Here is a 15,701-nt window from a genome sequence, read left to right on the forward strand (position 1 = left end):
CAGGATGGCTTTTCCGATCCTGGCTCATTCGAATGCAGCGCCCAGCGCGTTGCCACAGTATCACCGGTACCGAACCGGTGATCCGCCAGTGTCGAACTCGCTCTAATGTTCCGGCATTTCCGTCTCGTGCGCCTCGTCCTTGCCGCCGACCATCCGGTGCAGAAGGCGCTCGATGCGGCGGCCGACTGTCAACAGCACGAAGGCGAGCGCCAGCGCCACCAGGACGATCTTCCATTCTCCCGCGCCGCAGGCGATGCCGATGCAGGCGGCGAGGAAGGTGCAGGCGGCGCTGGTCAGGCCGCGCACGCGGAAGCGGTGGCCCTCGTGGACGATGACGCCGGCGCCGAGAAAGCCGATGCCGGTGAGGATGCCCTGGATGACCCGGCTCGTGGCATCGGTCATTTTGCCCGCCTCGGCGAACTGCACCGCCAGCAGCACGACGGTCGCGGTGGAGAGCCCGACGATGCCGAGCGTTTTCAGCCCGATCGGCTTGCCGTGCAGATCGCGGTCGAGCCCGATCGCTCCGGTGGCGACAGTCGCGGCGCCGAGACGGGCAAGGATTTCGGGCCAGTCGAGCTCGGTCATTTCTTCGGTAAGCGTCCCATCAGATAGAACTCTTCATTCGGCCGCATGCCGGTGAAATTGGCGAGCCGGTTCGACAGCGCGAAGAAAGCGGAGATCGCGGCGATGTCCCAGATGTCATCGTCGCTGAAGCCATGCGGGGCAAGTGCTGCGAAATCCTCCTCGGAGGTACGCTGCGCGTCGGCCGAGACCTTCATCGCGAAGTCGAGCATCGCCTTCTGCCGCGGCGTGATGTCGGCCTTGCGGTAGTTCGTAGCGATCTGGTCGGCAATAAGCGGGTTCTTGGCGCGGATGCGCAGGATCGCGCCATGCGCGATCACACAATACTGACACTGATTGGCGGCCGAGGTCGCGACCACGATCATCTCGCGCTCGGCCTTGGTGAGTCCGCCGTCCTTCTCCATCAGCGCGTCGTGATAGGCGAAGAAGGCGCGGAACTCGTCCGGGCGGTAGGCCAGCGTCAAAAACACGTTCGGCACGAAGCCGCTCTTCTCCTGCACGGCGAGGAGGCGCGTGCGGATATCGTCGGGGAGCGCGTCGAGGGCGGGAGCGGGGAAGCGTTGCGCGGCAGACTTTGTCATTGGTATGGATTCCGGCTTGGGGCCGGCAACCATAGTCGATGCGGCCGTCGTGCTCAACTTGGCCAAGGGCTATCGCCCTCGCGAGGTTGGGGACCAGCGTTGCCTTACCGCAGCGGCTTCTTCAGCAGCGAGAAGCGGTCCGGGTCCAGCCCCATCGACGGTTGCAGCATCGGCGCCTCGACGTTGGAGAGCGTCTTGGCCGGCGGCGCCGAGAACACCGGGTCATTCGGCACGTCGCGCTGCGAGGTGGCGCCACGCCAGCGCTCGAGCACGGCGCCGACGAAATGCATGTCGTGACCGGAGGTGACGGACGGCACGCTGCTGATGGTGGCTTCGCCGCGCGGCAACTGGTGCGGCGGCACCTCCTTGAAGCGCAGCCGTGTCGGCAGTGCGACACCTTCGCCGAACGCCAGCACTTCGCGGGTGCCGAGCGAGGGCACGAACGAGAGCAGGTTCGCGGCCGCATCCGACACCGCGGCGCGCAGCAGCGCCTGGTCGCGTTCGTTGGCAAGACGCATCGTGAACAGAGTGTTGCACTGGGAGATGATGGTGGCGTCGAGTTCGGCGGGACGCTGGGTGATGAGGCCGAGATAGACGCCGTATTTGCGGCCTTCCTTGGCGATGCGCGACACCGCCTTGCGGGTCGGCCCGAAACCGACATTTCGATCGGCGGAGGCGTAGCGGTGGGCCTCTTCGCAGACGAACAGCATCGGCGAAACGCCGTCGCTCCACAGGCCGAAGTCGAAGGCCATCCGGCACAGCACCGAGACGACGGAGTCGATGACCTCGGCCGGAAAGCCGGCGAGCTGCATCACCGTCATCGGCTTGCCGTTGGCCGGCAGGCGGAACAGATGGCTGATCACCTCGGCCATGGTGTCACCGCCGACATTGGCGTTGTCGAACATGAAGGCGTAGCGCGGGTCGTTGCGGACCGCCTCGATGCGGGAGATCAGCTTGTGATAGATGATACGCGAGGAGCGGTTTTCGAGCTTGCCCATCCGCTCGTCGATCAGCGACATCAGATCGACCAGGCGATAGGGCACCGGCGTGTCGACGGTGTAGCCGATCTGCTTGGGATCGATGCGCTTCAGGCCGATGCGGTCGGCGTTCTGGTACTGGGTGTAGACGCCCTTGGCGAGCGGAATGACCTCGGCGAGGACGTCGAGCTCCTCGGGCACGCCGGCGCGGCCACCGAACAGCACATCGACGATTTCCTCGAAATTGAACAGCCAGAACGGCAGTTTCAGATTGCGCGGGTTGAGCACCAGCGCGCGGTCGCCGAAGCAGCGTCCATATTCGTTGTGCACGTCGAGCAGGAAGATACGCAGGTTCGGGCGTGCCTTGAGGATCTCGTTGAGCAGCAGCGACACGCCGGTCGATTTGCCGACGCCGGTCGATCCCAGGACCGCGAAGTGCTTGGAGAGCATTTCCTCGATGTCGACATAGGCGACGACGGAGCTATCCTGCTGAAGGAAGCCGACATTGATCTGGTCGGAGCCGGTCGGCGCGTAGATCGTGCGCAGCTCCTGGCTCGTGATCAGGTCGACGGAATCGCCGATGGTCGGATAGTTGGTGACGCCGCGCTGGAATTTGGCCTTGCCGGCGGCATTGAGGATTTCGCCCAGCAGGTCCACCGAGGCGATTGCGATCAAATTGTCGGTGCTCGAGAGGTTCTCGCAGGACACCTCGGTGATCATCGCGACGATGACCGAGCTGGCGCAGCGGATGCTGACGAAACGGCCGACGGTGGCCCGAACTTCCGAGTCCGGCATCCGGCTTTCAGCCAGCAGCCCGACCCGCGCGAGCGATCCGCGAACCGAAATCACGCGTCCAAAGGATGTCACAATGAATGAACCTGGCAAGAGCAAGTGCTTTGCCCGGACTATGCGCGGCCGTCGCTGGACAAACGGTTAAACGGCAACTGCGCGCGCTTCCTTAAATCCGCGACAATTCGGCCGTGAGGTTTGTTCCTAATGCATACTTATGGGCGGAAACGGCCGGGAAATGCCGCTTTTCCAGGCCGGTTGGGGGTGCGGGTGGGTTAAGGAATGATTTACTATATGATCTGACATCGACCTTTCTGCGCGTACAGGTGCCGCGTCGAAGCCGCTGGTGCCGCTGCGACGGCAATTGCGCGCGCTGTTCCGCGAGCATGCGACAAAGCCGTCGATTCCGGGGGATTAGGCCAAGCTGCGCCGGATGAAGCCGATGGTTTTGGCCTGGCGAAAATAATTGCAGTGCCAAACGTCGGGCGAGTTGCCGAAATCCTCGACGCCGTGGATGGCGAGCGGGAAGCCCGTCGCTCCCAGGTCCGACATCGAGACCGTATCGACCACGAGATCGTTCTTGTCGGGAAAGATTTCGTCGGCGGCCAGGTCGCCGATCCGCAGTGCCCTGAAATTTTTCCAGAACTGCCAGCCGGGATCCGTCGTCTCGAAATTCGACTGCACGACGAAGTAGGCGGGCTGAGTCGTGCAGGGACCGAGCCGCAGCAGATTAAGTTCGTAATTGTTTTCGATCATGGATTGTCCGAACAGCCCTGGAACCAGCGCAACCAGCCCGTCAAGGAGCGGCGTGTGGGCAAGCCTGCCGGTGACGGTCATCACCACCTCGACCAGCTTGCCGGCAACCCACAGGAACGGATTGGCCCCACCGGCGAGCTGTAACGTTTTCTCGGCGAAGGTGCCGATATTGGAAAGCAGGCTCAGCGCATGCTGGAGCTTGTCGGGCGCGGCAAGCGAGGTGCCGTGGAGCGGCGAGCCCGCAAAGACGACGCGTGTCGTGGCGGCGAGCGAGCGGCCGAACGCCTCCAGCCACCACCGCACGATCAAGCCGCCGCGGCTATGGGCGATGACGTCGATTTGTCCAATTGCATCGACGAATGCGCGTCCAAGCTCGAGCGCATTCAGAACCGGGCTGACGGCAAGGGTCGCGTGCTCGAAGACGAGAACCTGATCGTACTTGTTCGGCCCGTTCAGGGCGGCGCCAAGAAACGCCTGGCCGTCGGCAGTGGCCTGGAACTCGCCGATCATGTTGACGGCGCTCGAGAAGGTGCCGTGGACCAGCAGCAAGGTGCGCCCCTTGAAGGGGCCGTGGGCATCGGCGGCGTCGATGACGAAGTTGGACGGGCCGCCCCGCAGCTGGCGTATGTGTGAGCGCAGCGAAACATCGATTGCGGTGTTGAGGCGCATGTCGATAGCGCCGATGGCTGCGGCGGCCCTGTTCGGCTGGAGCCTTGGAAACTCCTTGGTCAGGATCACTGTCTGATCGGGAAGTGGCGGCGGCCCTCCGGCTCGCCGTGCGCGTCGACGGCGCTGTGGCGCTTCCGCGCGTGCCGGAACGCCGTCATACCAGCGCAGGACACCGTTTTCCTCGACCAGCGAAGCCGCAAGGATGTTGTCGTCGGGTGTGTTGGACGCGCGCCGTCTGCGTCGGCGCAGGCCGGCGACAGAGTCCATCCTGTCGTCGTGATCGACATAGAGAGGCACGAACAGGTCGTCGTTGTCCGCGACCGCCTTGATCTGCGACAGGAAACGTCCGGGGTCTTCCGCAACAAACTGTGACATGTGCGATGCCGTCATTCATCGATGATCGGAAGCGGGGTGACGTTCAGGCTTCGTGCGTGCTGGATGTCGAGCATGCTGTCGAATTCCTTTTGGCTGCGCAGATTGGCCCGTCCTTCGGTTTGCGCGTCCTTGAAGCTGTAGGCCCCGGTCAGGTAGGTGGCTTCCAGCATCACGAGGTCGCCCGACGTCACATAGGCCATGATCTCGGCGTAACTCATCTTGGTGAGCCTCCAGCCGTAGGGATCGACGTAGGGCAGTCCCGCGTCCCTGGTGGCCGCGTCCCCGACGCTCGGCACCGTTGCCGGTATCTTGATCACGTCCACGAAGTCGTCATGCGCCTCTTCCGATCGCCAATAGCCGACGAAGGCATGTCCGCTGAGCAGCACTACGACTGGGAAGATGCCGACATATTCGAGGCACGAGGCGAGCAGCAGCGCGAGGTCGATGCAGGTGCCGGTGTTGGACGCGACGATCTCGCTCGGCGTGCGCAGCCGCTGACTCTGCTCGGAATAGGCAGGAGGAGGGTTGATGTATTGGAAGCGATACTCGTTCACGAGCGCGGTCCAGATGGCTTGAACCTGGCGGTCGACGGCGCCATCCTCGTCCTGCTGATAGCCGTCGAAGCCGGCTCCGGGATCGTCGAGAATGCCGATCAGGTAGCGTCGCGAGGCGCGGATGATCGCAAGAATTGCGGGATCTCTGGGCAGCACGAAGGAGGGCAGCCACGGGTTGTTCTTGGTGTCATCGATCCATTCGTCAACGGGGATCAGCGTGACACGTCTGGTTTCCTCGAACGCCGTCTCTCCTGCGCAAGTCACTTTCACGTACACCGCCGACTGCACCCGCTCATGCAGCGAGCGCGTCAGGCCGGCGGTGAGGGGAACGATCACTTTGGAGGACAGCGGCAGCTGCAACTCTGTCATGACCGGGATCGTAAGGCGGTAAGGATAGTTCTCGGCGCCGACGCAGAGCTCGACTTGAATCGTGATCGCATCGACAGGATGCTGAATAAGCCGGGTCAGCGTCAACTTATCGAGCAAGGTCCTGTTGTTGTGCAGCAGGGAGTAGTTGATTTCCGGAGCGACCCCCAGGTCCACCTTGATCGGAATCATGAGGCTGCCCTCTTCTTTCGGGAAGATGCCTTTTTCTTGGCCGGACTAGATCTCTTAGCCGGACTGGATTTCAATGTCGGCTTCGGGATGGATTCGGTGCCCGGCGCGAAAATACTGCGTCCCATCCAGATCACGATCGACGTGCCATGCACGTCCAACGGCATCGCCTTCCACGACATCAGGAACGCATCCGGAATCGACAGAATCAGTTGATCCGTTCCGTGGCACCAGTTCCAATAGAATGTTTGAAAGAACAGCTCCGCGACATCGTCATCGATCTCGTCGAGAAAACCGAGGGCGACATGGGCTCCCTTCCTGACCAACTCGCGCGCGATACGCGCACCGGAATAGTAAAGATTGAGCGTCACGATCCGGGGTGGGGTGGTTGGGTTCACAAGGGTCTCGGCAAGCTCTTCGTACAGAACGGGAAGCTCGCTTTCGTGGGCCTGGCGAAGGATCATCCCATCAGGCAGCCGTCCGGCCTTGTCGATGATCGTGTTGAAGAGCGCCTCGTTGTTCTTCTTCATGTTCGGATAGAAATCATCGATGATCCACCCGGCATGGTGAGTATCGACCCCGGTGACGTGGATCGCTTCCCAGTTCGCACTGCGGACTTTCTCGGTGAGTTCAGTTTTCTGGGGTGTTCGCAGAATCATGCGGTATGGGTCGTCGTCCGGTCTGTTGGATGCACCGACCGCGGCATCGATACGCTGTTCCTCGTCCTTGAAGTCGTACTTGTCACCGAAGCGTCCGGGCGCGCTCTCGACGAAAAGGACGCTGTTCGGGGGGTGAGGCTTGACCTTCGCAAAACCGCTGCTGAAGAGCCGCGAGATCAAGGTGCCGTGATAACGGCCCTCTGTGCGCGTGCCGGCGCTGAGCAGGTATTCCCAGGGAATTTCGCAGGCGGCTTCGTGGATCGCGCAAGCCTCTTTATCTTGACGATCCCAGTCGTATAGTTCGACCTCGATACGGTCTACATGCGCCAGGTCCTGCAACCGTTTGGACGATACCCCCACGCGGGCGAGGTCCTTGGCGGCACGTTTGCCGATGGATTTGCGCAAGTCGGAATCGGAAGCCCAGCGCGAGCGAACCCGCAGGAGATAGGTCCACTCCTGCGCGAGGCGCGGGAGGAGTTCGGGATTTTTGATGTCGGTGTCTTCGATGCCGAATGCGCGAATGGTGGCGATCGATCCCCCCGGCGTCGAACTGCCGGCCGAACCCGTGCTCCCGGATTGCTTGGCCATCGAGCTTCCCCCGACTCCCGGCGCACCGAGCGCTTGGCTGCTGCTCGGGTTCCCCACCATACAGCTTGGGATAGCGTGCGTCGTCAAGATAAACCGCGATCGGACGGCAAATCGCCGCGCGTGAATGCTCCAAACCTTGCGCGACTAGGCCGTAGAGGTTGGCGCAGAATCGGCGATGGGACTGCGACCGATCGAGTAGTATCGGGGTAGGTTTCGATAAGACGAGTTTGTTGACGGGACCTAATAATTTGTACATTAGTACAAATGAACCGGCGGCCTCAGTGCTGCCCACCGGCGCGTGAGCGGATTGCCACCTGCGCAGATCGCCGGATCCGGTCCGGCGGATCGCAAGCCACGCCTTGGAGGAAACCATGCAGCCCGAACCGATCTTCGATCTTGCTCATCTCGGCCACATGGAGCTGCTGACGCCCAAGCCGGACGAAAGCCTGAAGTTCTTCGTCGACGTGATGGGCATGACCGTCAGCGGACAAAAGGGCGAGTCGGTCTATTTACGCGGCTGGGACGATTACGAGCGCTATTCGCTCAAGCTCACGGCGTCGAACACATCAGGCATGGAGCACATGGCGCTGCGTGCGCGCAGCCAGCAGGCGCTGGAGCGCCGCGTCGCCGCGCTGAAAGGCTCCGGCTTCGATATCGGCTGGATCGACGGCGACATGGGGCAGGGGCCGACCTTCCGCTGCCGCGATCCCGACGGCCACATCGTCGAGCTCTATTACGAGACCGAATGGTATCAGGCGCCGCCCGAGCTGAAGCCCGCACTGAAGAACCAGGCGCAGCGCTTTCCAGCGCGCGGCGTCAACGTCCGCCGCCTCGACCATCTCAACTGCCTCGCCACTGATATCAAGGCGAACCGCGAATTCTTCGAGAATTATCTCGGCTGCCGCCTCACCGAGCAGATCGTGCTGAACGACGGCCGCGAAGCGGCGATGTGGCTGACGATGTCGAACAAGAGCTACGATTTCGCCTATTCGCTCGACCATTCCGGCACCGCCGGCCGCTTCCACCACGTCACCTACGCGCTCGACAGCCGCGAAGAGATTCTGCGCGCCGCCGATATCTTCCTGGAGAATGGCATCCACATCGAAACCGGCCCGCACAAGCACGCGATCCAGCAGACCTTCTTCCTCTATGTCTACGAGCCCGGCGGCAACCGTGTCGAAGTCGCCAATGCCGGCGCGCGCCTCATCCTCGCGCCCGACTGGAAGCCAATCGTGTGGACGGAAGAGGAGCGCAAGAAGGGGCAGGCCTGGGGCCTGAAGACGATCGAGTCCTTCCACACCCACGGCACGCCGCCGGTGGACGTGAAGAAGCACGCTTAATGTGCTGAGGTCCGGAGGCGCGTGACTGTCTCGCGCACGCCGTTCCATGCCGGCCTGTCCGGTGCGAACTGCTTGCGCAGGAAGGTAACGAGTTCCTCGACCTGCGCATCGCTCATGCTGTTCTTGAATGCCGGCATGTAGCCGAGATCGCTCGACACCGGCTCGGCGATGCCGTGCAGGATGATTTGCACGAGATTGTCCGATGTCTCGCTGTGCAAATTGCTGTTGAGCGCGAGCGAGGGGCGGGCGCCGAACAGCGGCAGGCCGCCGACCTCGTGGCAGACGGCGCAGGCGCCCTGATAGAGCCGGGTGCCCGCGGAAGAAGCGACCGTGACTCGCGTCGAAGCTTCGAGCCTGCTGGCGAGTGCGTCCTGCGTTTGCCCCTCGATCGCAGTGTCATTGAACGAATTGAGATAGACGGCCATGGCGCGGATGTCCTGGTCGGGCAGGACTGCGAGATCCCTGACGATCGGCGCCATCGGGCCGGCCGCGACGCCGTGATAGCGGGAGTGGCCGGTGCGAAGATAGGCGAAAAGCTCGTCCTCGCTCCATGGGATTGGCGCGTGCGAGAGCGAAGTCAGCGGCGGCGCCTCCCAGCCCTCGGCAAAACCGCCGGCGAGATAGGCCTCACGCTGCTCGGCGCCGAGCGCGTTGCGCGGCGAATGGCAGGCGCTGCAATGGCCGAGACCCTCGACGAGATAAGCGCCGCGATTCCAAACCTCGGACTTGGCCGGATCGGGCTTGAACTCGCGCGTCTGGTGGAACAGCGCATTCCATCCGGCAAGCAGGGGGCGGAGATTGAACGGGAAAGCGAGCATATTCGCACGCTGCGTCGCGCGCACCGCAGGCTGCGCCATCAAGTAGGCGTAGAGCGCCTGCAGGTCGGAATCGCTGGTCTTCGAAAAGTGCGTGTAGGGGAAGGCGGGATAGAGCTGCCGGCCGTCGCGATGCAGCCCGTCGCGCATCGCGCGCTCGAAAGCAGGATAGGACCAGGCGCCGATGCCGGTCTCGTCTGGCGTGATGTTGGTCGCGTAGATCGTGCCGAACGGCGTATCGAGAGCACGGCCGCCGGCGTTGAGCGCGCCGCCGATCGTGGTGTGGCACTCCGCGCAATTGCCGAGCGCCGCAAGCCGCTGGCCGCGCGCGATGGTCGCCGCGGAATAGACAGATGCATCGGGTCGAGCGATCGGCGCGATGGCGCGGCCAGGCAAAAGAGCGGCACCGATGCCGATTGCCGCGGTGCAGACGGCCGCAACCGCCGCGAAGAGGCCGGCGCGTTTGGCGAACGGATTTTGCCAGATGCGAGACCGCTGCGGTGTAGCAGGCGCGGGCAGGGCCTGCGGCATCGTCGATGCATCGCCGTGCAGCCCCTTAAGGATGCGCTCGGGCGTGAAGGGCGGCTCGCGAAAGCGCACGCCCGTTGCGTCGAAGATCGCGTTCGCGATCGCCGCGGCGCTCGGCACCGAGGCGGACTCGCCGACGCCAAGCGGCGGCTGGTCCGGCCGCGGCAGCAACAATACGTCGATCTTCGGCATGTCGGCGAAGGCGATGATCGGATAGGCGCCCCATTCGCGCGCTGCCACCGTGCCGCGCTCGAACGAGACCTGCTCCATCAGCGCGCGGCTGGTGGACTGGATGACGTTGCCGTGGATCTGGTGGCGTACGCCGTCGGGGTTGATCATCAGGCCGGAGTCCTGCCCGGCGACGACGCGCGTCACGCTGACGTCGCCGGTGGTCTTGTTCACGGCAACGTCGGCGACCCAGGCCGACCACGCCGCGCCATAGCCGGGAAATTTGCTGTGGACATAGAGTGCATAGGCAAAGCCGCGCCCGTGGACGATGTCGCCATTCTTCTCCTCGCGAACCGGCCGTGGCGTCCAGCCCGCGCGCTCGGCGACCGCATTGACGAGATCGACGGCGCGCCGGTCTTTGAGATAGCGCAGGCGGTATTCGATCGGATCGACACCGGCCTCCGTCGCAGCCTCGTCGATGTAGGATTCATGCGCGAAGGTGTTCGGCAGCGCCGAGACGCCGCGGAACCAGGACGCACGCACGATCGGCGCCATGTCGTGAGCGACGACGCGCATGTGGTCGTAATCGTAAGGCGGGATCGCGGTGCGGTCGCCCATCTGGAGGACGTCCGGCTTCGGCGATATCCGCCCCGTCAGCAACAGCGCCAGCGTCGGTGCGGCATTCGAAGGATAACGCGTGGCGAGATCGTAAGCAGCGACGTTGCCGTCTGCGTCCAATCCGCCATTGACGTCGATGAGTTGCGCGGTGCCCTTGGGCTCCCAGGCGTGTTCCTGCTCGCGCGTGAGCTGCACGCGCACGGGCCGGCCGACCGCGCGCGAGAGCAACAGCGCGTCCGCGGTGACATCGTCGGCGCAGTTACGGCCGTAGCAGCCGGCTGCCTCTAACCTGATGACCTCGATCTCGCTGTCCGGCCGCTCGATCAAGAGCGCCAGGTCGCCGCGCAGCACGTGCGGGTTCTGCGTGCCCGACCACACCCGGATGTTGCCGTCTTGAAAATCCGCCACCGCGCAGGACGGGCCGATCGAGGCATGCATCTGATAAGGCCAGACGTAAGTGCGCTGCATCGACGTGGCGGCATCTGATATCGCCGCATCGACGTCGCCCTTGTCGATCAGCGTGCGCGGCGTCGACGGGTTGGCGCGCAGAGCCGTCTCAATGTCGGCGAGATCGGTCAGATCAGGCGTGGGCTTCCAGCTCACCGCAAGTTGCTCCGCCGCCCGGATCGCATTCTCCTCGCGCTCGGCGACCACGCCGACGAAATCGCCGATGCGCACGACTGCAACAAGACCGGGAATGTCGCGCACCGAGGATTCATCGACCAAAATCAGACTAGTGCCGACGAACGGGCCGGCGTCGACGCCGGCATAGGGCGGCCGCACCACGCGGCCGTGCAGCATGCCTGATACTCGGATGTCATGCACGAAGGTCAGCTCGCCCGTGGCCTTGGCCGGCAGGTCGACCCGCGGCATCGACTGGCCGACGATGGCGTAATCGCCGACACGCTTCACGGCGACGTCATCGGCAAGCTCGAGGCGGATCGTCTCGCTGCCGATCAGTTCGCCGTAGCTGACGCTGCGATTGTGCCCGCGCAAGAGACCGTCTTCGATCTTGAGGTCGGAAGCCGGCAGCTCCAGCCATTCGGCCGCACGTGCGATCAGGAAATGTCGCGCTTGCGCCGCGGCCTTGCGGAGGGGAACGGCGGTGATCTGGATGGTCTCGCTCGCGATCGTCGGGCCCTGGTTCGGCACGATCGCGGTATCGCCGAGCACGACGACGACGCGCGCAAAGGAGACGTCGAGCTCTTCAGCCACGATTTGCCCGAGCGCGGTGCGGATGCCGGTGCCGAGATCGACATGGCCGTTGTAGGCCGTGACCGACCCGTCCGCGGTGATGCGGAGAAAGGTCTCGGATGTGCATTCGTCCACCGTGCGGACGACGACCAGCGAACCCAATGGCCGATCTGCTCCGTTCGAGGCAGGGGACGCCATCAGTCACCGGCCTCGGTGAGCTGGCCAGACGCACGCATCACGGCGCGCAGGATTTCGATATGCGTGCCGCAGCGGCAGAGATTGTAGCGCAGCGCCGCCAGCGCCTCCTGCTCGGTGGGCTGGGGGTTGATCGCAAGCAGCGCCTTGGTGGTCATGATCATGCCGTTGAGGCAGTAGCCGCATTGCGCCGCCTGTTCGTCGATGAAGGCCTGCTGCACGACATCGGGCTTGTCGCGGCTGCCGAGCCCTTCGAGCGTCACGATGTCGCGGCCGGCGCAGCCACTGATCGGAATAACGCAGGAGCGCGCGGCGGCGCCGTCGATCAGGACAGTGCAGGTGCCGCATTCACCGAGGCCGCATCCATATTTCGGACCGTTGAGCGCGAGATCGTTGCGCAGCATATAGAGCAGCGGCGTTTGGCGCGCCGCAGTGATCTCGTGGATCCGGCCGTTCACTGTGAGGCGGATCGGTATCTGCGTCATCCTCGTTCCCAAGCCTGCGAGCAAAGCTTCGCGAAAAATCTACGTTGCGACGATACCGTTTGTACACAAACGTGCAAGCCGCGCATGCCGCAGTGCAGCGCGAATGCCTTCTTTGTGGACAGTGCGGATAGGCAAATGAGGTTTTATGCGGCATGCGCATCTTTTGCGCCGCACCGCCGCTTGACAGCCTTCCGGAGCGCGCGCAACATCGTTCGTATACAAATGATAACCGCGACCTCCGCTGGCTTGCACATGGAAACGACGAGCGCTGCCATCGATAAGATCCGCTGCGATGCCTGTCCGGTGATGTGCTACATCAAGCCGGGTGCGGCGGGCGCCTGCGACCGCTACGCCAATCACGACGGCAAGCTCGTCCGCGTCGATCCCCATGTGATCCTGGAGCGCACCGTCTCACATGGCGGCAAGCTCGTCCCGTTCAGCCGCACCGAGGACTGGGATGGCAGGATTGTCCACGAGCCCTCGACCTTCGTCACCGCGATCGGCGCGGGCACGACCTATCCTGACTACAAGCCGGCGCCGTTCATCGTCTCCGCCGAAGTCGAGGGCGTCGACATGGTGACCGTGGTCACCGAGGGCATCTTCTCCTATTGCGGGATCAAAGTGAAGATCGACACCGACCGCTATCTCGGGCCGGAGACCGCGACCGTCCGTGCACAAGGCGAGGCAGTCGGCCATGTCACCACCAGCGAATACGGCTCGCAGATGCTGTCGCTCGGCGGCGTGCATCACCTGACCGGCGGCTCCAAAAAGGAAGGCCGCGTCACCTGCGACACGCTGATGGACCTCGCCAATTGCAAGGCGGTCGAGCTCACCATCGACGGCGGCGCGAGCGTGGTGGTTCAGGCCGGCCAGCCGCCGATCGTCAACGGCATGAAAGAAGAGCGCATGCGCGTCGGCTGCGGCTCGGCGACGATCGGCATGTTCGCAAAACAGTGGTTCGGCAAGGTCGACGAGGTCGTCGTGGTCGATGACCACATCACCGGCGTGCTCAGCGAGCACCAGGCCGGCAAGCTGCTCGATATCGCCGACACCGGCATCAAGATGAAGGGGCGTCGCTCGACGCCCGGCCGCTATTTCCAGGTCGCCGATCCCGGCACGGGTTGGGGCGGCACCAATATCTCCGACCCGCTCGCGATCCTCGGGCCGTTCGATGCCAAGGAAGCCAAGGCCGGTCTCTCGATGCTGATGGTCTCCACGACCGGCGAGCATTCGTCTTATTACGTGCTCGACGAGGCCCTGAAGCCGGTCGAGACCGAGATGCCTGATGACCTCAAGTTTTCGGTCGAGCGCATCCAGGAGAATTGCGAGCCGGCGTTATGCACGGTGCTGTTTATGGCGGGCGCCGGCGGCTCGCTGCGGGCGGGCGTCACCGATAATCCGGTGCGGCTGACGCGTTCGGTGAAGGACGCGCTGACGCGCGTCACCAGTGGCGGCGCGCCTGTTTATGTCTGGCCCGGAGGCGGCATCACCTACATGGTCGACGTGGCGCAGATGCCGGCGGGGGCATTCGGCTACGTGCCCACACCCGCGCTGGTCGCGCCGATCGAATTCACGATGAAGCTGTCCGATTATGCCGCGCTCGGCGGGCACATGGATTATGTCAAGCCGCTCTCCGAAGTGCAGGGCGGCGACGATGTCCGCCAATTGCCCTGGCAGAACCCGATTCCGGGGCCTCGCGTATGACAAGGCTCCCGCAAATCGCGTTGCTGTCTGATGGCCGGCGGCTGCATTTGCAGGATGGACCGATTGATCTGATCGTCGAGGCAAGGGGAGAGCCGAGCGAAGTGCGTGCAGCCTATGAGGCGGCGGCGCGCCGGTTCACCGGGTTGCTCGACGAGCTCTGCGCGGAACTGCCTGAGCTGCGGGCGGCCGCTGAGCCGAAACGGACATCACTGAAGGGCGTTGTGGCGCGCCGCATGCACGCCGCGGTCGCGCCTTATGCCGTTGATGACTTCATTACGCCAATGGCGGCGGTAGCCGGCAGCGTGGCGGAGGAGGTTCTCGGCGCGATGCTCGGCGCGGCGTCGCTTGATCAAGCTTACGTCAATAATGGCGGCGATATTGCTCTCCATCTCGACAAAGGCGAGCATTTCTCGGTCGGCCTGATGGATCGCCCCGATCGCGACGGCGTGATGCGGGCCATGAGGGTCGAGGCGAATGACCTCGTGCGCGGCATCGCCACCAGCGGTCGCCACGGTCGCAGTTTTTCGCTCGGCATCGCCGATGCGGTGACTGTGTTGGCGGGAACGGCGTCGCAGGCCGATGCGGCGGCGACGTTCATCGCCAACGCGGTTGACCTGCCGGGGCATCCCGCCATCATCCGAAAGCCTGCTAGCGAGCTTCAGCCCGATAGCGATCTCGGCGCGCGTCTCGTCACCCGCGATGTCGGTGAACTGTCGCGGGCTGAAATCGCAACGGCGCTCGAATTTGGCGCAGAATGTGCACGGAAATTGTTCGATCGTGGACTGATCGAGGGTGCCGTATTGCAGCTCTGTGGTGATATGCTTGTCATCGGAACGAAAGATATTGAACGGCAACGATCGCGCCCGCTTGAGCTGGAGAACGCGGTTCATGCCTGAGCAGGGAAGCGACCTGAGGAAACAATCATGAGCGCGATCATCCGCAAGATCGTCACCGTCGTCGAAGAAACGCAGATGGAGATGGGCCGCCAGGTCTCGCCGCCGACGCGGCGTGCGGCGGCGATCGCCGTGATCGAAAATCCCTTTGCCGGAAAGTACGTCGAAGATCTTTCACCGCTGATTGCGATCGGCGAGGAGCTTGGCGAACTGCTGTCGAAGCGTGCGGTGGCAGCGCTCGGCATCGACGGTTCCAAGGCGCAGAGCTACGGCAAGGCCGCGGCCGTCGGCGAGAACGGCGAGCTGGAGCATGCAGCCGCGATCCTTCACCCGAAGATGGGCGCGCCGGTGCGCAAGGTGCTGAGCAAGGGCGCTGCGCTGATCCCGTCGTCGAAGAAGCGCAGCGGTCCCGGCACGACGCTGGACATTCCGCTGGGCCACAAGGATGCAGCCTTCGTGCGCAGTCATTTTGACGGCATGGAAGTTCAGATCAACGACGCGCCGCGCGCCAACGAGATCATGGTCGCGGTCGCCGTCACCGACAGCGGCCGTCCGCTGCCGCGCGTCGGCGGGCTGACGGTTGCGGAGATCAAGGGCGAAGACGGTTTGAAATAGAACATGATCCGGAGAAGCGGGCACAGGTTCTCCGACAAGATCATGCCGACGACGTAGAGAG

The 15,701-nt window shown here is 63.7% G+C and carries 12 protein-coding genes; 4 read left to right on the plus strand and 8 right to left on the minus strand.

The genetic code is table 11. The annotated features are described in order from the left end of the window. Nucleotides 1-102: 102 nt before the first annotated feature. From IVA74_RS16070 to IVA74_RS16095, 6 genes are all read right to left on the minus strand, one after another. A complete protein-coding gene (locus IVA74_RS16070; RefSeq protein WP_247345530.1) occupies nt 103-585 on the minus strand; it encodes an MgtC/SapB family protein in 483 nt (160 codons plus the stop codon). After that, on the minus strand, nt 582-1,163 hold the full coding sequence (locus tag IVA74_RS16075; RefSeq protein WP_247345533.1) for a peroxidase-related enzyme: 582 nt from the start codon (nt 1,161-1,163) through the stop codon (nt 582-584). Before IVA74_RS16075 ends, IVA74_RS16070 begins: the two co-directional genes overlap by 4 nt. A 104-nt stretch (nt 1,164-1,267) precedes the next feature. Then, complete coding sequence (locus IVA74_RS16080) at nt 1,268-3,007, minus strand: ATP-binding protein (RefSeq protein ID WP_247345535.1); 1,740 nt, start codon at nt 3,005-3,007, stop codon at nt 1,268-1,270. A gap of 336 nt (nt 3,008-3,343) precedes the next feature. Then, nucleotides 3,344-4,729 (minus strand): hypothetical protein, encoded by a 1,386-nt coding sequence (locus tag IVA74_RS16085; RefSeq protein ID WP_247345538.1) that lies wholly within the window; start codon nt 4,727-4,729, stop codon nt 3,344-3,346. A gap of 11 nt (nt 4,730-4,740) precedes the next feature. Next, a complete protein-coding gene (locus tag IVA74_RS16090) occupies nt 4,741-5,841 on the minus strand; it encodes a hypothetical protein (protein ID WP_247345542.1) in 1,101 nt (366 codons plus the stop codon). After that, entirely contained in the window at nt 5,838-7,085 is a 1,248-nt protein-coding gene (locus IVA74_RS16095) for a hypothetical protein (RefSeq protein ID WP_247345544.1), read from the minus strand. The genes IVA74_RS16090 and IVA74_RS16095 overlap by 4 nt, the downstream gene beginning before the upstream one ends. 371 nt (nt 7,086-7,456) lie before the next feature. Here IVA74_RS16095 and IVA74_RS16100 point away from each other — a divergent pair, with 371 nt between their 5' ends. After that, nucleotides 7,457-8,425, plus strand: coding sequence for a catechol 2,3-dioxygenase (locus tag IVA74_RS16100; protein ID WP_247345546.1), 969 nt, complete (start codon nt 7,457-7,459; stop codon nt 8,423-8,425). Here IVA74_RS16100 and IVA74_RS16105 read toward each other — a convergent pair. Further along, a complete protein-coding gene (locus IVA74_RS16105) occupies nt 8,422-11,946 on the minus strand; it encodes a molybdopterin cofactor-binding domain-containing protein (protein ID WP_247345549.1) in 3,525 nt (1,174 codons plus the stop codon). The two genes, IVA74_RS16100 and IVA74_RS16105, sit on opposite strands and share 4 nt — an antisense overlap. Next, nucleotides 11,946-12,428 carry a (2Fe-2S)-binding protein gene (locus IVA74_RS16110; protein WP_247345552.1) on the minus strand — a complete coding sequence of 161 codons (483 nt, stop codon included), beginning with the start codon at nt 12,426-12,428 and terminating at the stop codon, nt 11,946-11,948. Before IVA74_RS16110 ends, IVA74_RS16105 begins: the two co-directional genes overlap by 1 nt. 252 nt (nt 12,429-12,680) lie before the next feature. Between IVA74_RS16110 and IVA74_RS16115 the strand changes: the two genes are divergently transcribed. Genes IVA74_RS16115 through IVA74_RS16125 form a run of 3 tightly spaced genes read left to right on the plus strand, consistent with a single transcriptional unit; the run spans nt 12,681 to nt 15,640 of the window. Then, on the plus strand, nt 12,681-14,132 hold the full coding sequence (locus IVA74_RS16115) for a 6-hydroxynicotinate reductase (RefSeq protein ID WP_247345555.1): 1,452 nt from the start codon (nt 12,681-12,683) through the stop codon (nt 14,130-14,132). Beyond that, nucleotides 14,129-15,028, plus strand: coding sequence for a UPF0280 family protein (locus IVA74_RS16120; protein WP_247345558.1), 900 nt, complete (start codon nt 14,129-14,131; stop codon nt 15,026-15,028). Before IVA74_RS16115 ends, IVA74_RS16120 begins: the two co-directional genes overlap by 4 nt. 27 nt (nt 15,029-15,055) lie before the next feature. Continuing rightward, nucleotides 15,056-15,640: an amino acid synthesis family protein gene (locus IVA74_RS16125; protein WP_247345560.1), complete on the plus strand. Its 585-nt coding sequence runs from the start codon at nt 15,056-15,058 to the stop codon at nt 15,638-15,640. Nucleotides 15,641-15,701: the final 61 nt, after the last annotated feature.

Origin of the sequence: Bradyrhizobium sp. 132 (assembly GCF_023074185.1) — a bacterium.
GTDB lineage: Bacteria > Pseudomonadota > Alphaproteobacteria > Rhizobiales > Xanthobacteraceae > Bradyrhizobium.